20 protein-coding genes are annotated in these 19470 nt (G+C 54.0%); 10 read left to right on the forward strand and 10 right to left on the reverse strand.

Translation table 11 applies throughout. The features are described 5' to 3' along the window. Positions 1-126: 126 nt before the first annotated feature. Entirely contained in the window at positions 127-513 is a 387-nt protein-coding gene (locus ACYJL1_RS02645; protein WP_460896899.1) for a YkvA family protein, read from the reverse strand. Positions 514-644: 131 nt separating this feature from the next. Here ACYJL1_RS02645 and ACYJL1_RS02650 point away from each other — a divergent pair, with 131 nt between their 5' ends. Continuing rightward, positions 645-1115 carry a low molecular weight protein-tyrosine-phosphatase gene (locus ACYJL1_RS02650; protein ID WP_460896900.1) on the forward strand — a complete coding sequence of 157 codons (471 nt, stop codon included), beginning with the start codon at positions 645-647 and terminating at the stop codon, positions 1113-1115. Here the strand turns inward: ACYJL1_RS02650 and thpR are convergent. Further along, a complete protein-coding gene (gene thpR / locus ACYJL1_RS02655; RefSeq protein ID WP_460896901.1) occupies positions 1067-1663 on the reverse strand; it encodes an RNA 2',3'-cyclic phosphodiesterase in 597 nt (198 codons plus the stop codon). The two genes, ACYJL1_RS02650 and thpR, sit on opposite strands and share 49 nt — an antisense overlap. Positions 1664-1786: 123 nt before the next feature. After that, positions 1787-2476 (reverse strand): arylesterase, encoded by a 690-nt coding sequence (locus ACYJL1_RS02660; protein ID WP_460896902.1) that lies wholly within the window; start codon positions 2474-2476, stop codon positions 1787-1789. Positions 2477-2545: 69 nt separating this feature from the next. Between ACYJL1_RS02660 and ACYJL1_RS02665 the strand changes: the two genes are divergently transcribed. The 4 genes from ACYJL1_RS02665 (at position 2546) to ACYJL1_RS02680 (ending at position 7497) form a co-directional block, all read left to right on the forward strand. Continuing rightward, positions 2546-3250 carry an ABC transporter ATP-binding protein gene (locus ACYJL1_RS02665; RefSeq protein ID WP_460896903.1) on the forward strand — a complete coding sequence of 235 codons (705 nt, stop codon included), beginning with the start codon at positions 2546-2548 and terminating at the stop codon, positions 3248-3250. Further along, positions 3247-5811 carry an ABC transporter permease gene (locus ACYJL1_RS02670; RefSeq protein ID WP_460896904.1) on the forward strand — a complete coding sequence of 855 codons (2565 nt, stop codon included), beginning with the start codon at positions 3247-3249 and terminating at the stop codon, positions 5809-5811. Before ACYJL1_RS02665 ends, ACYJL1_RS02670 begins: the two co-directional genes overlap by 4 nt. 193 nt (positions 5812-6004) lie before the next feature. Beyond that, a complete protein-coding gene (locus tag ACYJL1_RS02675) occupies positions 6005-6781 on the forward strand; it encodes a Bax inhibitor-1/YccA family protein (RefSeq protein WP_460896905.1) in 777 nt (258 codons plus the stop codon). Between the two features lie 158 nt (positions 6782-6939). Further along, a complete protein-coding gene (locus tag ACYJL1_RS02680; RefSeq protein WP_460896906.1) occupies positions 6940-7497 on the forward strand; it encodes a GNAT family N-acetyltransferase in 558 nt (185 codons plus the stop codon). A gap of 19 nt (positions 7498-7516) precedes the next feature. Here ACYJL1_RS02680 and ACYJL1_RS02685 read toward each other — a convergent pair whose 3' ends face one another. The 3 genes from ACYJL1_RS02685 to acnA form a co-directional block, all read right to left on the reverse strand. After that, on the reverse strand, positions 7517-7888 hold the full coding sequence (locus ACYJL1_RS02685; protein WP_460896907.1) for a DUF2794 domain-containing protein: 372 nt from the start codon (positions 7886-7888) through the stop codon (positions 7517-7519). A gap of 379 nt (positions 7889-8267) precedes the next feature. Next, positions 8268-9038, reverse strand: a complete 771-nt coding sequence (locus ACYJL1_RS02690) for a DUF1223 domain-containing protein (RefSeq protein ID WP_460896908.1) — start codon at positions 9036-9038, stop codon at positions 8268-8270. 188 nt (positions 9039-9226) lie between these two features. Further along, the gene (gene acnA, locus ACYJL1_RS02695; RefSeq protein ID WP_460896909.1) at positions 9227-11914 is read right to left on the reverse strand and encodes an aconitate hydratase AcnA; all 2688 of its coding nucleotides are present in this window, start codon (positions 11912-11914) and stop codon (positions 9227-9229) included. 286 nt (positions 11915-12200) lie between these two features. Here acnA and ccmA point away from each other — a divergent pair, with 286 nt between their 5' ends. Genes ccmA through ACYJL1_RS02720 form a run of 5 tightly spaced genes read left to right on the forward strand, consistent with a single transcriptional unit; the run spans position 12201 to position 15055 of the window. Further along, positions 12201-12809 carry a heme ABC exporter ATP-binding protein CcmA gene (ccmA, locus tag ACYJL1_RS02700; RefSeq protein ID WP_460896910.1) on the forward strand — a complete coding sequence of 203 codons (609 nt, stop codon included), beginning with the start codon at positions 12201-12203 and terminating at the stop codon, positions 12807-12809. Then, complete coding sequence (ccmB, locus tag ACYJL1_RS02705) at positions 12809-13474, forward strand: heme exporter protein CcmB (protein ID WP_460896911.1); 666 nt, start codon at positions 12809-12811, stop codon at positions 13472-13474. The genes ccmA and ccmB overlap by 1 nt, the downstream gene beginning before the upstream one ends. 47 nt (positions 13475-13521) lie before the next feature. Further along, positions 13522-14289, forward strand: a complete 768-nt coding sequence (locus tag ACYJL1_RS02710) for a heme ABC transporter permease (RefSeq protein ID WP_460896912.1) — start codon at positions 13522-13524, stop codon at positions 14287-14289. Further along, positions 14286-14459, forward strand: coding sequence for a heme exporter protein CcmD (gene ccmD / locus ACYJL1_RS02715; RefSeq protein ID WP_460896913.1), 174 nt, complete (start codon positions 14286-14288; stop codon positions 14457-14459). Before ACYJL1_RS02710 ends, ccmD begins: the two co-directional genes overlap by 4 nt. After that, positions 14456-15055 carry a DsbE family thiol:disulfide interchange protein gene (locus ACYJL1_RS02720; RefSeq protein WP_460896914.1) on the forward strand — a complete coding sequence of 200 codons (600 nt, stop codon included), beginning with the start codon at positions 14456-14458 and terminating at the stop codon, positions 15053-15055. The genes ccmD and ACYJL1_RS02720 overlap by 4 nt, the downstream gene beginning before the upstream one ends. 13 nt (positions 15056-15068) lie before the next feature. Here the strand turns inward: ACYJL1_RS02720 and ACYJL1_RS02725 are convergent, their stop codons facing one another. The 4 genes from ACYJL1_RS02725 to dapF are packed head-to-tail and all read right to left on the reverse strand — an operon-like array spanning position 15069 to position 19442. After that, complete coding sequence (locus tag ACYJL1_RS02725) at positions 15069-15737, reverse strand: septation protein A (RefSeq protein WP_460897913.1); 669 nt, start codon at positions 15735-15737, stop codon at positions 15069-15071. Next, entirely contained in the window at positions 15737-17242 is a 1506-nt protein-coding gene (ftsY, locus tag ACYJL1_RS02730) for a signal recognition particle-docking protein FtsY (RefSeq protein WP_460896915.1), read from the reverse strand. The genes ACYJL1_RS02725 and ftsY overlap by 1 nt, the downstream gene beginning before the upstream one ends. A gap of 17 nt (positions 17243-17259) precedes the next feature. Next, positions 17260-18555 carry a tRNA (N(6)-L-threonylcarbamoyladenosine(37)-C(2))-methylthiotransferase MtaB gene (gene mtaB / locus ACYJL1_RS02735; protein WP_460896916.1) on the reverse strand — a complete coding sequence of 432 codons (1296 nt, stop codon included), beginning with the start codon at positions 18553-18555 and terminating at the stop codon, positions 17260-17262. Continuing rightward, the gene (gene dapF / locus ACYJL1_RS02740; RefSeq protein ID WP_460896917.1) at positions 18555-19442 is read right to left on the reverse strand and encodes a diaminopimelate epimerase; all 888 of its coding nucleotides are present in this window, start codon (positions 19440-19442) and stop codon (positions 18555-18557) included. Before dapF ends, mtaB begins: the two co-directional genes overlap by 1 nt. Between the last annotated feature and the right edge of the window lie 28 nt (positions 19443-19470).

Raw genomic sequence — 19470 nt, forward strand, 5'->3', positions numbered from 1 at the left:
AGGTCAAAAAAGCAATTTTTAGAGCCAGAAAGGTCATAGCCTCATTCAAGTCCGATGCGCTAACACCAGCCAAATAAAAGCGGCGAGACTTTGGCATTCAGGCTCTTCACAGTCTTGTGATGTCGATCAGTCTTTCTTGTCTGTATCCAGATCCGCGATCGCCTGTCGTGCAGCGGCCCGATGTGCCGGAGTGATGTTGGTGCGGATAGCGCTTAATGCGGCCATCATGACGGCCACATCGTCGGTGAAGCCGAGACCAAGAATGAAGTCCGGAATGAAATCCAGCGGCAGGACAAAATATGCCAGTGACGCCAGCAATATACCGCGAACTTTCGTGGGGGTGGCGGGATCAAGTGCACAAAAATAACCAGCGACCACTTCGTCGAGAAATGGAATGTTCTTTGCAGCCTTACGCACGGTTTTCCAGAAAGACGCGCGAACACGCTCCTCACGTGAGCGCTGCTGATGGGCGCTGCCAGGCTCCAGAATTTCACCGATCTTGATCTCGTCCATTCCTTTTCCTTCGAGTTATTCTGCAAGAACATGGGAAGGAAGAAGGGATGGTGCAAGAGTTTCGCTCACAATGGTGTGAATTCTTTGGTAAGCGAGATCGTCAAAGCCACATTTCAGATTATGGTGCGACAATGAAAACTTTGCCGTTTCGGTCTGTCCTTTTTGTATGTCTTGGCAATATTTGCCGGTCGCCATTAGCAGAAGGCGTATTCAGATCTGTGCTGGAAGCAGGAGGCAAGGCAGCGGGAATTTTGATCGATTCGGCAGGAACCAATGGTTATCACACCGGCGAAGCTCCGGATGCGAGATCAATCAAAGTAGCTGGGCGATATGGTATCGATATTGCCGGTCAACAATGCAGGCAGCTGACGGCAGATGACTTTCACCGCTTTGACCTGATTGTCGGCATGGACAGAATGAACATGACTGCTATCGAGAAGCGCCGTCCCGCTGGCGCCTCCGCGCAGACGGGACTGTTTTATGAGATCGCTCTCGGCGATGCCAAGCAAATCCCTGACCCTTATTACGGCACAGATACTGATTTCGAAACGATCTACCGGATGATCCTTGCCGCTTCAAAAGGTCTTTCTGCGAGATTTTGATAAGAGGACCGGCGTGACTCAAGAGGCCAGGCCTCCTCGACAATATAGGGTCCACCGCCAACTGAATCGCGTGATGACATCAGCACAAAACGCCCCACAGAAAAGGGCGCCGTGGAGAAATTTCCCCGCGAGGAGAGGTAATGGGCAATTTCCTCGTTACGGACATTGCGTAGCCGCGCCAGCGAAACGTGAGGGGTAAACTTCCGGGGATCAGGACCGAGCATCAGGCGTTGGCAGATGCGCTCTATTTCAGCTTGCAGGGCCTGAATATCGGGCGAAGGCGCGACAGAGGCAACCACACTGTGCGGCTTCTTGGAGCCAAAGGCCTTAACACCTGAAAGGCGAAGCGTGAACTCCGGGCGCCTTATACGGTCAAGTGCGTTCGCCACTTCGTCGGCAACATGACCTTCGACATCCCCGATAAAACGCAATGTGATGTGATAGTTTTCGACATCGATCCATCGGGCTCCAGGGAGTCCGCCGCGCAACAACGACAGCGAAAGTGCGGCGTCGCGCGGAATTTCGAGGGCAGTAAAGAGACGCGGCATAAGGCATCCTCCCCGAATCGAGTTGTACCCCTAGAGAATCATCGAACCTGTCCGGGGGCAAGCCATAGTTCACATATTATTGCCCTGCGCGACAAATTGGACACGGTATAGCGAGGCTGTGCTCTATTGCGATACGTTGGAGCCAGTGGCTTTATTCGTCAGTGATGTGTTGCCAGCTATTGTCTTTTTGATGATCGGTAAAAACCCGTCCACCATTTTAGCAACACCTTCCGTATTTGGGTGCATGCCGTCTTCCAGCTGCAATGGCTTTTGTGCCGCTACACCTTCCATGAAGAAAGGATAGAGCGGGACATCATATTTCTGAGCCAATCGCGGAAAAATCGCGTTGAACCTTTCCTCGTAATCACTACCCATATTCGGGGGAGCAAGCATTCCAGCCAGAATGATTTGGACCTTGCGCTGTTGCAGCTTCTCGATGATTTCGGAAAGGTTCTTTTCGCTTATTTCGGGGGAAAGACCCCGAAGCGCGTCATTTGCGCCGAATTCCAGAATAACCAGATCGGTGCCTTCCGGCACGGACCAATCCAGCCTGCTCACGGCATCAGTTGTTGTCTCACCCGCCACGCCGGCATTTGCGACTGTGACGTTAATGCCCTCATCCTTCAGTGCCCTTTCCAGCTGGGCCGGAAATGAGTCTTGAACAGGTAGTTCAAATCCCGACATCAGGCTGTCACCAAAGCCCACAACGGACAGCGGTTGTCCGGACACGGTATTTTGATTGGCCAAAGTCGAAACAGGCAGGGCAACAAGACTAAGAAAAACAACAATTCTTATCAATGGTTTGAATATCATTTCGGGACACCCATATCAGATCAACTGCATTGCATGTTGTGTGGACCATATCGCAAAGGAAGTCTTTTCGTGACGAAATCCGTTATCAAGCTCGATCACATTGAGTTGACACTCGGCACCGGTGCTTCTGCAGTGCATGTCCTCAAAGGCATTTCTCTCGATATAGATGCGGGCCAATCCGTTGGGATTGTCGGGCCGTCAGGGTCAGGAAAATCTACCCTTTTAATGGTTTTGGCCGGACTTGAGCATGTGGACTCCGGCTCGGTTCAGATATCAGGCACAAGGCTTGAAACATTGAGCGAGGATGCGACAGCGGCATTTCGCGGCCAGAATATTGGTATTGTTTTCCAGTCATTTCATCTGATCCCAAATATGACAGCACTGGAAAATGTGGCGGTTCCCTTGGAGTTGGCCGGAAAGCCAGGCGCTTTTGTCATTGCAGAACGCATGCTTTCAGCCGTGGGTCTGGCTGATCGCGTCACCCATTATCCGGGTGAACTTTCCGGCGGGGAACAACAGCGCGTGGCTATTGCCAGAGCTCTTGCACCGTCGCCCAAAATCCTGATTGCCGATGAACCAACCGGAAATCTCGATACGACCACAGGGCGGCAAATCACCGATCTTCTTTTTGAAAAACAGCGCGAGTTGGGCATTACCTTGGTGCTTGTCACCCATGATACCAGCTTGGCTGCGCGCTGCGACCGGGAAATTCGCGTCCGCTCAGGCCTGATCGAGTCGGATGAAGGCGCATCTGCATTGGCAAAAACCGCATGAGCAGTTCACCATTTGGTTCGGGCCCAACGTTGAAACTGGCTTTGCGATTTGCGCTGCGGGAAATGCGCGGCGGCCTGTCAGGATTCTATATATTCCTCGCCTGTATCGCACTCGGGGTCGCTGCGATTGGCGGTGTGAACTCGGTTGCCAATTCGGTGAATGCGGGAATCTCAATCCAAGGCCAGAGTATTCTCGGCGGCGATATTCGCTTCCAGCTTAACCAGCGCGAAGTTACTACCGGAGAACGGACCTTCCTCGAAAGCAAAGGCAAAGTGGCGGTGAGCGCCAATATGCGCTCCATGGCCCGGCTTCCCGATGGCAGCGACCAGTCGCTGGTGGAAGTCAAGGCGGTTGACGACTCCTATCCTTTGAATGGAAAATTGGAAACGGCTCCAAAACTTGATCATCAGGCGCTCTTCGGCGAAAAAGACGGTGCTTATGGTGTGGCGGTTGCAGAGATATTTCTTGAACGACTGCGTTTGAAGCTCGGCGACCGCATTCTTCTCGGCTCGGCAAGTTTTGAAGTTCGCTCCGTCATCGTGAATGAGCCGGATGCACTTTCCGACGGCTTCGGTTTTGCACCACGTTTCATGGTGTCGCTTGAAGGACTTGGTGCCGCAGGACTTGTCCAGCCCGGTAGTCTCGTCGATCACAATTACAAAATTTCGCTCCCGGCAGGCTCCAGCGAGCAGGCTATCACGCTCATTCGCAATGAAGCACAAGAAAAGTTCCCGCAGGCCGGTTGGACCATTCGCAGCCGCACCAATGCCGCCCCCTCGCTCAGCGCCAATATTGAACGCTTCTCACAGTTCCTGACACTGGTCGGATTGACCGCCCTCGTCGTTGGCGGTGTTGGAGTGGCCAATGCCGTTCGATCCTACCTTGATGGCAAGCGCGGCGTTATCGCAACCTTCAAATCACTGGGCGCGCCGGGATGGTTCGTTATTGCAGTCTATCTCTTTCAGATCGTCATCCTCGCCATTGTCGGCATTCTGATAGGTCTGATTGCAGCCGCTGCTATTCCCTATCTGGCAGCCTATGCACTGCAAAACGTTCTTCCCATTGCAGGATCGGGCGGTTTTTATCCAGGCGCATTGCTCTGGGCTGCCCTGTTCGGCCTTTTGACTACGCTGGCCTTTGCAATCCTGCCTTTAGGGCGCGCGCGCGACGTTCCAGCCACAGCCTTGTTCCGCGAGCAGGGTTTCGACCAGCGCGGCTGGCCAAAACCCGCCTATATTGGCATTGCTGTCGCGCTGATTGGAGCGCTTTGTCTGCTGGCAATCTATTTCGCCTATGACCGGCGTATTGCAATTGTGTTCGTGGGTGCCGTTGCTGTTTCGTTTGTGATCTTGCGTGCCGTTTCCAGCCTCGTCCAATGGTTGGCGCGCCGTGCGCCTCGCGTTTCTTCGACAGCGCTTCGTCTGGCTATTGGCAATATTCACCGACCTGGCGCGTTAACGCCCTCTGTGGTTTTGTCGCTTGGTCTCGGTCTGACCCTGCTTGTTTCCCTTGCTTTGATTGATGGCAGCCTCAGACAGCAATTGGCCGGCAATCTGCCTGAAAAGGCACCAAACTTCTTCTTCGTGGATATCCAAAGCAGGGAAATAGATCAGTTCAAGGATTTACTGCAGAAATCTGCCCCCAATGGAAAGATTGTAAGCGCGCCGATGCTGCGTGGCCGTATCGTGGCTTTCAACGGCACTGATATTACCAAAATGATCATTCCGCCGGAAGGTGCGTGGGTGCTGCGTGGTGACAGAGGGATTACCTACGCGAAGAACGTGCCGGAGAATTCAACCCTGACCGAGGGAAGTTGGTGGCCCGCGGATTATAGCGGAGAGCCGCTGGTGTCATTTTCGGCAGAGGAAGGCCGTAATCTCGGCCTGAAGATTGGTGATACTGTTACCGTTAATGTTCTTGGCCGCAACATGACGGCGCGCATTGCCAATTTTCGCGAAGTACAATGGGAATCGCTTGCAATCAACTTTGTCATGGTCTTCTCGCCCAATACTTTTACCGGGGCTCCACATGCATGGTTGGCAACATTGTCAGATCCCACTGCGACCACGGCAGCAGAAGCCAATGTCATGCGGGAGGTAACCAGTGCCTATCCCGCCGTCACGTCAGTTCGTGTCAAGGACGCCATCACGATTGCGAACGAGCTTGTAGGACAATTGGCAGTGGCCATTCGTGCCGCTGCATCGGTTGCCTTGATCGCATCAATACTGGTCTTGGGCGGTGCATTGGCAGCAGGGAACCGGGCACGTATTCACGATGCAGTGGTGTTGAAAACGCTTGGTGCGACGCGGCGAACCCTTATCCAGGCCTTTACGCTTGAATATGTGCTTCTGGGACTTTCGACGGCGGTATTTGCGCTGTTGGCAGGCGGCTTGGCGGCCTGGTATGTGATCGTTCGGGTCATGACGCTGCCAGCCTCATTCCAGCCGGAAGTCGCTGTCGTTACCGTTGCCGTGGCCCTGATTCTGACGGTAGGATTTGGACTTGCGGGGACATGGCGCATACTTGGGCAGAAGGCCGCGCCTGTGCTCAGAAACCTTTGAAATGATTAAAAACATGTAATTTTTGACAGTTTAAGGCTTATTTTGCAATTACGCACGCAATCTTGAGCAAAACAGGACTTGTTATAGGGCGGGTTAATCACCATAATTCTTATCAAGGCATGCTGGGGTCCCGCCAGCGGCGCCTGGGGGATAGTCCCCGACACAAGGGCGGGACGAAGCAATGAGGAAAACCATGGCTGACTATCGCAATATCCAGGCCCAGAATACGGCCGGAGTGCGTGTGGACGCGGGGATCGATCAAGGTCTACGCAGCTACATGCTGAAGGTCTACAATCTTATGGCGATCGGTCTCGCAGTGACCGGTCTTGCCGCACTCGCAATCGTTTATATGACAACGACCAATGATGCGTCGCTTGCGGCTGCAACATTGCCAAACGGCAAGATGCTGACCAGCTTCGGCGTTACGTTCTTCGTATCGCCATTGAAGTGGGTGGTAATGCTCGCGCCGCTGGCTGCAGTGTTCTTCCTGAGCTTCCGCATTAACTCGATGAGCGTTGCCGCTGCCCAGACCACGTTCTGGGTCTATGCTGCTCTTGTGGGCGCGTCGCTCTCTTCAATCTTCCTGGTCTATACTTCAGGAAGCATTGTTCAGACGTTCTTCATCACGGCAGCGTCGTTTGGCGCGCTTTCGCTGTACGGCTATACAACCAAGCGTGATCTTTCCGGTTTCGGTTCATTCCTGTTCATGGGTATAATCGGTATCCTGCTTGCTTCGGTGGTCAATATCTTCCTTCAGTCGAGCGCATTGCAATTCGCTATCTCGGCGATCGGTGTGCTGGTGTTTGCGGGCCTTACCGCCTATGATACCCAGCAGATCAAGGAAATGTATTACGAAGGCGACGATTCAGACTCCTATGGCCGCAAGGCAATCATGGGCGCACTTCGTCTCTATCTCGACTTCATCAATATGTTCATGTTCCTGCTGCAATTCCTGGGCAACCGCGAATAGCATTTGCGTTGGAACGAGTAATGGAAAAGGGCAGCTCCAAGCTGCCCTTTTTTATGCCTTCCATAGAAATGTTTGATCCAATTTGCCGTGTCAGCCCTTTAATTCCATAACAAACAGGTGCATGAAAGTTGCCAAGATTTACCCATCAAGCGAAGCCCATGTCCGACATTCATATTCGCCCTGCGCAGCCCGCCGATCTGGAAGCCATCACTGACATCTATCGGGATGCCGTCCTCCACGGCACAGCCACCTATGAGATCGACCCGCCTGATCTTCAGGAAATGACGAACCGGTTTCATACGCTCACCTCCGATGGCTTTCCTTATGTTGCCGCTGAACAGGATGGCAAAGTGATTGGCTATGCCTATGCCAGCTATTTCCGGGCGCGGCCTGCCTATTGGTGGATGGTTGAAGACTCGATCTATATAGCGCCGGAAGCCAAGGGCAAGGGATTGGGCAAAATCCTCATTCAGCGGCTCATTGATGATTGCACTGCCTTGGGATTCCGTCAGTTCCTTGCGGTTATTGGCGATGGTCATGAGGGGTCTGCCTCTGTCCGTCTGCACACCAAGGCAGGCTTTCGGTATTGCGGCAAGATAGAAGCCTCCGGCTTCAAGCATGGCCGCTGGCTGGATACGGTTCTGATGCAGCTTGACATGAATGGCGGCGCAGCAACCCTTCCAGATAAGCCACCGCTTAGAGCCTTTCCTGCTTAAAAAGATAAGGCTCTAATAATCAGCTGCGCACGATGCTCAACGTCTTGTCGAAAACGCGCAAGACCCTATCGAGCTCGTGCCCGCGTTTAAGAATCAGGCCACTTGCGGCGATGACGCTATAGGCGCCCTGCTTGCGCGACAGCTTGGGGTTCTTTTCAATGCGAAACATCGGGACTTCGCTGGTGCGTCGGAAAACCGAAAATATGGCTCTGTCAGAAAGATGGTCGATGGCATAGTCGCGCCATTCGCCGGCGGACACCATAAACCCATAGACACGCAAGATCTGATTGAGTTCGCGCCGATTAAAGGTGATTGGCAAATCATTGTTTCGAACGAGGGGGATGAGTTTCGCCTGACGCTGCGAATCGTCGCCACCTGCATTGCTGTCCATCAATCAACCGCCTTTGAATTTGTCGTGTGACACCTGGATGACAATAAGGTGACCCCATCCGGCCGATTTTACAAGCTCGCAGATTCTCCTGGCACAATTTTTATCGACACGGCTTCCACCATTTGTCGTCTCACGAACCAATACGAGGTGAAGCGAATGGTGATTGAGCGACACTTTCTCGCCACACTCTTTACGCATTGCCGCCGGATTTCGAAACGAACATCCAGTGGTGTTGCCAGAGACGGTTTGATCAGGACAGTTCGATTACCCAAGCCCCCCGCCCCAAGCGGATTGTTCAGATTAGTCCAATAGTTCTCAGCATATTGGCAACATGCCCCAATAGCTCAGGCCGGATTTATCCGGCCTGTTTTTGTTGAAACTATTTGGCTGCCATGATTGATGCGCCGATTATCGGCCCGGGCTGGCCCTCGCCAAGCATTTCTTGCAACAGCACTGCGCAGCCTGAAGCTTTCTTGCTGGCAAGCTCACTCACCGGAATCTCGATCTGCTGAGCATTGCCGTCCCACATGCCCACAGTTTCCATGGCACGCACGCTATTGGCATAGCTCACCATGCGCCCGGTATTTTCACCCCTTGGTATCGAGACGATGCTCTCGCGATTGAAATATGCGAGGACGACGCGGACAGGGTTTGTTGTGACCGGCCCGGAGCCGATGTCAATAAGAAGCCGATTTTTTGCAGCCTTTTCAATGGAAACCGGCACTGTCAGTCCGGAGGGAGTATCGCGCATCTCCGCAATCCGTCGGCGGATCTTCGTTTCATCCTGCCCATTCATATGCTCGCGGCCATTAATGATAACCTGTGGCGTGTAAACGCCATTCAGGCCAAGGGCCTTGCGGTATTCATTCTGGCGCTCAGTGTTTTCGGGCAAAGCGAGATTGTCTGTCCAGCCCCGATAATCCCAGTAGTCGACATGGAAAGCCAGCGCTACGACCTTTCCTTCGGTTGCCAGTTTTTTGAGAACGGCATCAGCGGGGGGACATGATCCGCAACCTTGCGATGTATAAAGCTCAACGACACCTTCCGGCTTCGTTCCTGCATCTTCCGCGCAGACCGGTACCACATAAGCAATCGCTGCCAGAAGAGGCAGGCCGATGGCCAAGAGTTTTGAGGTGGTGCGCGTGAGCAAGATTGGGCTTTCTTGGTGAAATTTCTAAATCTTATCTGTCAGATTGGTTGCCAGAAGATTGATAGGAGTCCGTTCATTCAAGAGGAAGTCACTTTGAGGTGAATTCGATCACGAATGCTGTACCACTCAACGATGAAGGGCCACCGATCGCCCGGCGGCCCTTCAAAACTCAACTAGATGATGCCAAATCAGGCAGCGAGATCGCGCAGAACGTATTGCAGGATGCCGCCATTCTTCAGATATTCCAGTTCATCGATGGTATCGATGCGGCAGATCAGAGGAACCTGCTTCACCTGACCATCAGCAAACGTCACCGTGGCAAATGTTTTCTGCCGCGGCTGGATCGTGGCGAGACCCTCAATGGAGACGATTTCATCGCCCTTCAGACCCAGCGACTGCCAGCTTGTGCCATCCTCGAGAACGAACGGAACAATGCCCATACCGACAAGGTTCGAACGGTGGATACGCTCGAAAGACTGGGAGATAACGGCGCGAACGCCGAGCAGGTTTGTACCCTTCGCAGCCCAGTCGCGTGACGAGCCGTTGCCATATTCCACACCAGCGAAAATCACCAGCGGCACGTTCTCACGGCGATATTCCATTGCCGCATCATAGATCGGCATTTCTTCCTTGGTCGGATAATGGATAGTGTAACCGCCTTCACGGCCATTTTCACCGAGCATATGGTTGCGGATACGGATATTGGCAAAAGTACCACGCATCATAACTTCATGGTTGCCGCGACGTGTGCCGTACTGGTTGAAGTCCAGGGGAGCCACACCGTGATCGGTCAGATACTGACCGGCTGGTGAAGCTGCCTTGATCGAACCAGCTGGAGAAATATGGTCGGTGGTGATCTTGTCGCCAAACAGGCCGAGAATCCGCGCACCCTTGATGTCGTTGACTTTACCCGGTGTCTTGCCCATGCCAACAAAATATGGCGGGTTCTGCACATAAGTGGAATTGTCATCCCACGCATAGGTCTGACCAGCAGGCACTTTAACGTTCTGCCAATTCTCATCACCCTTGAACACGTCCGCGTATTTTGCCGAGAAGAGCTTGCGGGTAACATTCTTGGTGATGAATTCCTGGATTTCGTGGCTGGAAGGCCAGATATCCTTGAGGAAAACAGGATTGCCGTTTTGATCTTCTCCAAGTGGCTCGGTTGTCAGATCCTTGGTAACCGTACCGGCCAAGGCATAGGCCACAACCAGAGGTGGCGAGGCAAGATAGTTTGCCTGCACGTCCGGCGATACACGGCCTTCGAAATTACGGTTGCCGGATAGAACAGCAGCGGCAATCAGGCCCTTATCATTGATTGTCTTGGAGATCGGGGCAGGCAATGGACCGGAATTGCCAATGCATGTCGTGCAACCGAAACCAACCAGGTTGAAGCCGAGCTTATCGAGTTCAACCTGCAAACCTGCGCTCTCCAGATAGGCGGCAACGACCTGCGAGCCGGGGGCGAGCGAAGTCTTGACCCAAGGCTTGGATTTCAGGCCCTTGGCAACTGCGTTGCGGGCGAGGAGACCAGCGGCAATCAGAACACTTGGATTTGACGTATTGGTGCAGGACGTGATGGCGGCAATGGCAACATCGCCATGGCCCAGATCATAATTCTCGCCCTCGACCTGATAACGTGCATCGAGCTGTTCAGTCTTCTTGTATTCCTTCTGCAAAGATTCGCGGAAGCCCGATGCAATTCCTTCCAGCGCAATACGGCCTTCAGGACGCTTGGGACCAGCCATGGATGGCACGACTGTCCCAAGATCCAGTTCCAGCGTATCAGTAAAGACCGGATCGGCAGCACCTGCTTCGCGCCACATGCCCTGTGCTTTGGAATAGGCTTCTACCAGCGCCAAACGATCCTCGTCGCGGCCAGACATGTGCATATAGTTGATGGTTTCGCTGTCAATTGGGAAGAAGCCGCATGTTGCGCCATATTCCGGACCCATATTGCCGATGGTGGCGCGGTCTGCGAGCGTCATGGAATCAAGACCCGGACCGAAGAATTCGACGAACTTTCCGACGACGCCCTTCTTGCGGAGCATCTGGACAACGGTAAGAACCAGATCGGTTGCCGTAACGCCTTCCTTGACCTTGCCGGTCAGGCGGAAGCCGATGACTTCTGGCAGAAGCATGGAAACAGGCTGACCGAGCATGGAAGCTTCGGCTTCAATGCCGCCAACACCCCAACCGAGAACACCAAGACCATTGACCATGGTGGTGTGCGAATCGGTGCCAACGCAGGTGTCAGGGTAAGCGACTGTCACGCCGTCTTCTTCCTTGGTCCAGACGCCCTGTGCCAGATATTCGAGGTTTACCTGATGGCAGATGCCTGTGCCGGGTGGAACAACGCGGAAGTTCTTGAACGCCTGCTGGCCCCACTTCAGGAAGCGGTAACGCTCGCCATTGCGCTCATATTCCAGATCAACATTGCGCTTGAAAGCTTGCGGGTTGCCAAATTCGTCAACGATGACGGAGTGGTCGATAACCAGATCGACGGGAACGAGCGGATTGATCTTTTCAGGGTCGCCGCCGAGATTGACCATTGCATCGCGCATTGCGGCGAGATCGACGACTGCTGGAACGCCGGTGAAATCCTGCATGAGAACGCGGGCAGGGCGATAGGCAATTTCAGCGCCGGCAGAGCCACGGTCGACGAGCCATTTGGCGACGTTTTCGATGTCTTTCTTGAAAACAGAGCGGTTGTCTTCAAAGCGTAGCAGGTTTTCAAGCAGGACTTTCATGGAGAATGGAAGTGCGGAGATACCTTCCAAGCCATTCTTTTCGGCTTCGGTCAAACTGAAATAAACATATTCCTTATTCCCCACGGTGAGGGTTTTACGGCATTTAAAACTATCAATCTGAGACATTTTGCGTTCGTCCTTATGCTGAGGCCTAAACCCGGGACGAACGCCTTTGCCGCGTTTCAAGGACGCGCTAAGGTGCGGGTGCAGTCATTTCCGCTGTCCGTCCCGCAGCAAATACCAAGAAGTACTCGCTCGAGATCGGCCAAAATTGTTTCCACGCCGACCGCTGGCATGGTTGACTGGTATATAGAGTTTTTCCGTGATTTGTGCCAGACCGTAAGGCGCAAAAATACGGGCTGCGGCGAAATGGTCATTTGGTTGCTCTCAAAACAGAAAAAGCGGGTTTTTCATGCAGTTAGTAACCAAAGGGTTGGGCGGAGAGCGGGGCGGGGAAATCTTGTTTTCCGGGCTCAACTTTACCATTCATGCTGGCGAAGCCCTGCTTATCACCGGGCCAAATGGAGTTGGCAAATCGACGCTGCTTCGAATCGCGGCAGGGCTGTTGCGGCCAGCCGAAGGAGAAATACAACTTAAGGATAATCCCGATCAGTTCGAGACACTTGGCGCGGCATGTCACTTCCTCGGGCATATGAATGCAATGAAACCCGCGCTGACCCTGGAGGAAAATCTTCGTTTCTGGCAGTCCTTTCATGGTGTCGAAGCGCGGTCGGTATCTGAAGCATTGGAAATGGTGGGATTGGCTGATATCGGACATTTGCCCTTTGGCTATCTCTCCACCGGACAGAAACGCCGCGCCAGCATAGCGCGGCTTCTCGCCAGTGATAGGCCTATATGGCTTCTGGATGAGCCGACTGCAGGGCTGGATAAGTCATCCGAAGCGCAGTTTTCGGCATTGATGCAGGCTCATCTGGGGAATGGCGGCATCATAATGGCGGCAACACATTTGCCGCTTGGATTGCCTCATTTCCGAGAACTCACGCTTGAGGCGATCAGCTGATGGGCGCCTTGTTTATTCGTGATGCCCGTCTAGGTCTGCGGGCGGGCGGGGGCGTCATGGTCGGAATATTGTTCTTTCTGGCCATGATCGCTGTTGTACCTTTCGGTGTGGGCCCTGATCTAAAGCTTCTTGCGCGTATTGGTGCGGCCATGCTGTGGATCGGCGCTTTGCTTGCAACGTTGCTCGGTCTTGACCGGCTGTTTCAGGCAGATCGCGATGATGGTTCGCTTGATCTTCTGATCATGAGTTCTGAACGTCACATGCTGGCACTGACGGTGCTGGTCAAATGCCTTGCACACTGGACAGTGAGCGTTTTGCCGCTGGTCATTGCAGCGCCTCTGCTGGGGTTGTTCATGAACATGGAGCCCATGGCAATTGGTGCAACAACATTGACGCTTCTGATTGGAACACCAGCGATCACCCTGATAGGGGCTGTGGGTGCTGCGGTCGCGGTCTCGTTGCCGCGGGGCGGGTTGCTTGTTTCGGTGATTGTTCTGCCCCTTACAATTCCTGTGCTCATTTTCGGCGTGTCTGCGTCCTATGGCGCAATTGAAGAGGCGGCCCCATTTCTGGCACCTTTGTCTATTCTAGGTGCGATTACATTGTTCTTTGCGGTTATTGGTCCATGGGCAGCGGCAGCTGCCCTTAAATCGTCAGCCGACTGACAGACTGGTGAATTGCGCAACCAAATATGAAAAGCTAAGAGACTTTCATGAGCAATGCGGCATCCAAACCCGGACGATGGATCGATCTCGCCAACCCGACAAGGTTTTTAAATCTTGCAGGGGGCATCCTGCCATGGCTGGGTGGAGCGACACTCATCACGCTTGCGATCGGTTTCTGGATGTCGATGACAGCGCCGGATGACTACCAGCAGGGCGTCACCGTCAAGATCATGTTCATCCACGTGCCTTTCGCCTGGCTTTCCATGATGTGCTATACAGTCATGTCGATCGCGGCGCTTGGCACGCTTGTCTGGCGGCATCCCCTTGCCGATGTCGCCGCAAAGGCCGCGGCGCCCATAGGCGCGGTTTTTACGGCTCTTGCACTCATCACAGGTTCACTCTGGGGAAAGCCCATGTGGGGAACATGGTGGGTCTGGGATGCACGCCTGACCTCGGTATTTGTGCTGTTTCTCATGTATCTCGGTGTGATCGCGCTGACGCGCGCCATGGATGATCCGGCAAAGTCAGCAAGAGTGACTGCCATCCTCACGCTGGTCGGTTTCGTCAATATCCCGATCATCAAGTTTTCCGTCGATTGGTGGAATACGCTGCATCAACCGGCATCGGTCATCCGCATGGGCGGCTCGACCATTGATCCTTCACTGCTCTGGCCATTGCTGGTCATGGCAATCGGTTTTACGCTGCTGTTCTTCACGCTGCATATTATGGCCATGCGCAATGAGATATGGCGACGCCGTGTCACTGCCATGCGGCGCTTGGCTGCGCGCAGCGTAGAGCGAAAGGCGCCACAATGAGCAGTCATACGGCTTTTGTGCTTGCTTCCTATCTTTCAGCAGCCATCGCTTTGATGGGTCTGATTGTTTGGATTGTCCTTGATCAGCGCAGTCAGCTCAATGCGCTCCGCGATCTTGAAGCGCGTGGCATTCGTCGCCGTTCAGGTTCCGGCAAAGATGGTGCATCATGAGCGAGGATGTTCGGGCACAAGGCGTGCGTGGCAAGCGCAATCCGATCTTCGCTTTTCTGCCTTTGATCCTGTTTGTCATTCTGGCCGCGATCTTCGCGTTGCAACTGGCATCAGGCCGCGATGAATCGGTCATTCCTTCCGCATTGATAGGCAAGCCAGCACCGAATGTTTCGCTGCCGGCGGTTGCGGGACTCATGAAGGATGGCCAGCCTGTCCCCGGCCTTGATCCATCCAAGTTCAAAGGCCAGGTCACGCTGGTCAATATATTCGGCTCATGGTGTTTGCCATGCCGTCAGGAGCATCCGCTGTTGATGAAGCTCGCACAGGACAAGCGGATTGTGCTGACTGGCCTTAACTACAAGGATAAGCCGGAAAACGCAGTCGGATTTCTTGACGATCTCGGCAATCCCTATGCGGCAGTGGGTGCCGACCTCAATGGACGCGCAGCGATTGAATGGGGCGTCTACGGTGTGCCGGAAACATTCCTGATCGGACGCGACGGGACCATTGCTTACAAGCACGTCGGGCCATTTTCCGAAGAGACGATCCGCACAGACTTGATGCCTGCTATAGAGGCTGCGCTAAAGAAGAATTAGAGCAAACCTTGCTCTAATTCTTCTTGCTGGCAGCCTTTTCATTGGTTAGCGGTTCGGCTGAATATTTCATGATCAGCGGCATTTGCGCGAATGTGAAAAGCAGCGTGATCGGCATTGTGCCCCACACTTTGAATGCCACCCAGAAATCCGTCGAAAAGCTGCGCCAGACCACTTCATTGAGCACTGCAAGAAAGAGAAAGAAGATACCCCAGCGTAGCGTCAGCTTACGCCAGCCTTCGGCATTGAGCTTGAATGCGCTATCGAAAACATAGCCCAAAAGCGCTTTGCCAAAATACAGCCCGCCAAGCAAAATGACGCCAAACAACGCATTGACGATTGTCGGCTTCATTTTGATGAAAGTCTCGTTATGCAGCCAGAGCGTAAGAGCGCCAAAGATCAGCACGACAATACCGGAAATGAGCGGCATGATCGGCAGGGTTCGGGTGAGCGCCCAAGACACGCCGAGCGCAATGAAAGTTGCTGCCATGAACAAGGCAGTAGCGACGAAGATCGGCTCGCCAATATTTGACAGGGAGGGAAACTTCTCCAACAACCATTCGCCCTTTGCATTGGCAAAGAAGAAGATCATCAACGGGCCCATTTCCAGTGCCAGTTTCAGCAAAGGATTGACCTGTTTGTGCGCGGGATCGGATGGGTCGCGCTCGAATATCGGTTCGTTCATCATGCAACTCCAGCAATGGCTTTGGCAAAATCGCTTGCCGCGAATGGCTCAAGGTCATCGACCTGCTCGCCTACGCCAATAAAATAAACCGGCAACTTATGCTTTGCCGAGATGGCGACAAGAATGCCGCCGCGCGCCGTGCCATCCAACTTGGTCATGACCAGGCCGTTGACACCAGCAATATTCCGGAAAATTTCAACCTGGTTGAGCGCGTTCTGCCCGGTGGTCGCATCCAGCGTCTGCAACACAGTGTGCGGCGCTTCAGGGTCATGCTTGCCGAGCACGCGCACGATCTTGGCCAGTTCTTCCATAAGCTCTGCCCGGTTTTGCAGCCGCCCAGCGGTATCGATGATTAGCACATCGCTTCCGGCTTCCTTGGCCTGTTTCCACGCATCAAAGGCAAGCCCGGCGGCATCTGCGCCAATCTTGCTGGAGACGACCGGCGCGCCAGTGCGCTTGCCCCAGATATGCAATTGTTCGATAGCCGCGGCGCGGAACGTATCTCCCGCCGCCAGCATGACATTCAGACCCCCGGCTGTCAGCTTTGCAGCGAGCTTGCCGATTGTTGTGGTCTTGCCCGTTCCATTGACCCCCACGACGAGAATGACGTGCGGCTTATGGGAAAGATCCAGTTCCAGTGGCTTTGCCACCGGCCCGAGCACTTTCTCGATTTCCGTTGCCATGATGTTGCGCACCTCATCGGTGCTGATATCCTTGCCGTAACGCGTGGCGCTCAAAGCATCTGTAATCCGGATCGCCGTTTCCATGCCGAGATCAGCCTGGATCAAAACATCTTCGAGGTCTTGCAGCGTGTCTTCGTCAAGCTTTCGCTTAGTGAAAATACTGCCAATGGAATCGCCAAGCTGTTGCGATGATCGTGACAATCCTTTGCGAAGGCGCTCGAACCAGCTGATACGCTTTTCCGGCTCTACCGGTTGTGGTTCCTCGGTCTGCTTCTCCTCGACTGTCTTGGAAACAGTAACCTTCTTTGTTGCAGCTTTCGGTGCCGCAGGAGGCTCTACGGGCGTGACAACGACTGGCGTTGCGACAACAGGTTCCGGCTCGGGAACAGGTTCAAGTTCCGGCTGGGTGGGCGTATCGAGTTCAGGTTCCTGCGCCGGCGGTTCAATGACAGGCTCAAACTTCTTCTCTTGAAGAGCTTCGACTTCGACTGGCGCAAGAGTCTCAATGATCACCTGTTCGAGGGGTTCTGTTGACTCGAGATCAACTTGCGGGACGATTTCCGGCTCTGGTTCAGGTAGAATTTCAGGTTCGGGTAAAGGTTCGTCAACAGCTGCCTTGGACTCTACAGGCGAAGCAGGCTCTTCGACTTCCGCGGTAGAAGCCTGTTCCGCAACAGGCAATGTTTCCTGCGCGTTGGTATCCTCATAGGCTTGCTCAACCGTTTCGGCCTTTTCCGCCTCAAGCAGCCGCACATCGGCAGGGGTTTCCTCAACCTCCTTCTTGCCGAATGAAAATATCTTCTTGATGAAACCCAGAGCCATGAATGCTGCTTTACTTTTTATGCCGCGTGGCGATTGCTGCCATTGTCACTGGCGTTGGCCAACAGTTTGTCACTGTCATGGCCTGTTATGATCCGTTCGATGATGGTCCCCGCCGCACCAGCATCGACACCGGCAAGCGTAAAGCCTTCGGTGCGGCCAATACCCTCGCGCTCAATGAGAATTTTCTGATGCGTACCAACAAGGCTGCGCAGATGCTTATCATAGGCCGCATCGCCAGCAGCCCTTAGCTGCGCGGCGCGATCCTTGATTATCCTGCGATCCATTTGTGGCATGCGCGCGGCAGGCGTTCCTTCGCGCGGACTGAAGGGGAAGACGTGAAGATTTGTCAGGCCGCATTCCTCGACAATACGGATCGAATTTTCAAACATCTCATCGGTTTCTGTTGGAAAACCGGCAATGATATCTGCACCGAAAACAATGTCTGGTCTGATATTTCGCACAGTTTCGCAGAACTCGATGGAGTTTTCGCGTGAATGACGGCGCTTCATGCGTTTTAGAATCATGTTGTCGCCGGATTGAAGCGAAAGATGCAGATGCGGCATCAACCGACTTTCGGTTGCGAGCGCCTCCATCAGGTCATCATCGGCTTCGATGGAATCGATGGAAGAAAGGCGCAGGCGCTGGAGATCAGGAACTTCCTTCAGCACAGTCTTCACCAGCTTGCCGAGGCGCAGATTGCCAGGAAGGTCGGGGCCATAGCTGGTCATGTCGACGCCGGTCAGCACCACTTCATGATAGCCATTACCGACAAGCCGTTTGACCTGTTCGATCACACCGCCCATAGGCACTGAACGGGAATTGCCGCGACCATAAGGAATGATGCAGAAAGTGCAGCGGTGATCACAACCATTCTGTACCTGAACGAAAGCACGCGCCCGCCCTTCAATAGCGTCGACCATGTGTGATGCGGTTTCGCGCACCTCCATGATGTCATTGACGCGCACTTTTTCGAACTGGTTGACACCAAAGTCCGGCAGCATACGGTAGGAGTTGGATTTGAGCTTTTCCTCATTGCCAAGGACGAGATCAACTTCGTCCATGGCCGCGAAATCATCGGCGCCTGTTTGCGCGGCGCAGCCTGTCACGATGATCCGCGCTTCCGGATTATCGCGGCGCGCCTTGCGTATCGCCTGCCGCGCCTGCCGCACCGCCTCGCTGGTTACAGCGCAAGTGTTGAAAATAATCGCGCCATTTTCAAGCGTACCAAGACCGGCGGCATCGGCCTCCTGCTTCATCACCTCGGATTCGTAGGTGTTGAGACGGCAACCGAAGGTGACGACGTCCACAGCCATCAGGCCGCTCCCTGAGCGACTTCATTGCGTGCCCAGCTGCCATTTTGAGGATCAAGAGTACCGGAAAACTCCCACTCGGCTGGCCCTGTCATCAAGACATGATCATCTTCCAGCCATTCGATGACCAGTGGGCCACCCGGTACGGTTACGGTCACGGCACGGTCAGTCCGGCCGGTGCGCGCTGCTGATACACCGGCGGCGCAAGCGGCAGAACCGCAGGCGCGGGTAAGCCCGGCACCGCGCTCCCATGTGCGCAGCGTTATTGCGTTACGGCTCGTTACGTTGGCGATGGAAATATTGGCCCTTTCGGGAAACATCGGATGGTTTTCGAGCATTGGGCCGAAGCGTTCGAGATCATAGGTCCAAACATCCTGATCGACCCAGAAAATGGCGTGTGGATTTCCCATGCTGACAACGGAAGGTGAGTGCAAGACTGGCGCATCAATGGGGCCGATCTGCAATTCGATCTTTCGTGTGTCGTGGAAGGGTTCGGAAAGCGGAATCTCCTGCCAGCCAAAATGCGGCTTGCCCATATCGACAGATATCTGACCGTCCGGATGCTCTCTTGCGGTCAGAATTCCGGCAATTGTCTCGAAAGAGAATTCGCGCTTGCCTGTCTGGGCGCTGAGCGCCTGTACGACGCAGCGCATACCATTGCCGCAGGTTTGTGCCTGCGTGCCATCGGAATTGATGATCTCGACATAAGCATCCGTACCATCTTTCAGGGGCGAATGGATTGCCATGATTTGATCGAACTTGGTTGCAGGATCGTGATCGAGTGCAATTGCAGCATCAGGCGTAATTCTGTCCGCGCGCCCACGCATGTCGGCAACGATAATATCGTTGCCGAGCCCGTTCATCTTCGCGAAGGGTGCGCGCTTTTCCATGCCAGTTTTAACCTGTGACGACTGTTTC

This window comes from Phyllobacterium sp. K27 (assembly GCF_054796155.1).

Bases quoted from the DNA above. Each gene is read 5' to 3' on its own strand.
- ACYJL1_RS02645 (WP_460896899.1), bottom strand. From the start codon at position 513: ATGGACGAGATCAAGATCGGTGAAATTCTGGAGCCTGGCAGCGCCCAT.
- ACYJL1_RS02650 (WP_460896900.1), top strand. From the start codon at position 645: ATGAAAACTTTGCCGTTTCGGTCTGTCCTTTTTGTATGTCTTGGCAAT.
- thpR (WP_460896901.1), bottom strand. From the start codon at position 1,663: ATGCCGCGTCTCTTTACTGCCCTCGAAATTCCGCGCGACGCCGCACTT.
- ACYJL1_RS02660 (WP_460896902.1), bottom strand. From the start codon at position 2,476: ATGATATTCAAACCATTGATAAGAATTGTTGTTTTTCTTAGTCTTGTT.
- ACYJL1_RS02670 (WP_460896904.1), top strand. From the start codon at position 3,247: ATGAGCAGTTCACCATTTGGTTCGGGCCCAACGTTGAAACTGGCTTTG.
- ACYJL1_RS02675 (WP_460896905.1), top strand. From the start codon at position 6,005: ATGGCTGACTATCGCAATATCCAGGCCCAGAATACGGCCGGAGTGCGT.
- ACYJL1_RS02680 (WP_460896906.1), top strand. From the start codon at position 6,940: ATGTCCGACATTCATATTCGCCCTGCGCAGCCCGCCGATCTGGAAGCC.
- ACYJL1_RS02685 (WP_460896907.1), bottom strand. From the start codon at position 7,888: ATGGACAGCAATGCAGGTGGCGACGATTCGCAGCGTCAGGCGAAACTC.
- acnA (WP_460896909.1), bottom strand. From the start codon at position 11,914: ATGTCTCAGATTGATAGTTTTAAATGCCGTAAAACCCTCACCGTGGGG.
- ccmA (WP_460896910.1), top strand. From the start codon at position 12,201: ATGCAGTTAGTAACCAAAGGGTTGGGCGGAGAGCGGGGCGGGGAAATC.
- ccmB (WP_460896911.1), top strand. From the start codon at position 12,809: ATGGGCGCCTTGTTTATTCGTGATGCCCGTCTAGGTCTGCGGGCGGGC.
- ACYJL1_RS02710 (WP_460896912.1), top strand. From the start codon at position 13,522: ATGAGCAATGCGGCATCCAAACCCGGACGATGGATCGATCTCGCCAAC.
- ccmD (WP_460896913.1), top strand. From the start codon at position 14,286: ATGAGCAGTCATACGGCTTTTGTGCTTGCTTCCTATCTTTCAGCAGCC.
- ACYJL1_RS02720 (WP_460896914.1), top strand. From the start codon at position 14,456: ATGAGCGAGGATGTTCGGGCACAAGGCGTGCGTGGCAAGCGCAATCCG.
- ACYJL1_RS02725 (WP_460897913.1), bottom strand. From the start codon at position 15,737: ATGAACGAACCGATATTCGAGCGCGACCCATCCGATCCCGCGCACAAA.
- ftsY (WP_460896915.1), bottom strand. From the start codon at position 17,242: ATGGCTCTGGGTTTCATCAAGAAGATATTTTCATTCGGCAAGAAGGAG.
- mtaB (WP_460896916.1), bottom strand. From the start codon at position 18,555: ATGGCTGTGGACGTCGTCACCTTCGGTTGCCGTCTCAACACCTACGAA.
- dapF (WP_460896917.1), bottom strand. From the start codon at position 19,442: ATGGAAAAGCGCGCACCCTTCGCGAAGATGAACGGGCTCGGCAACGAT.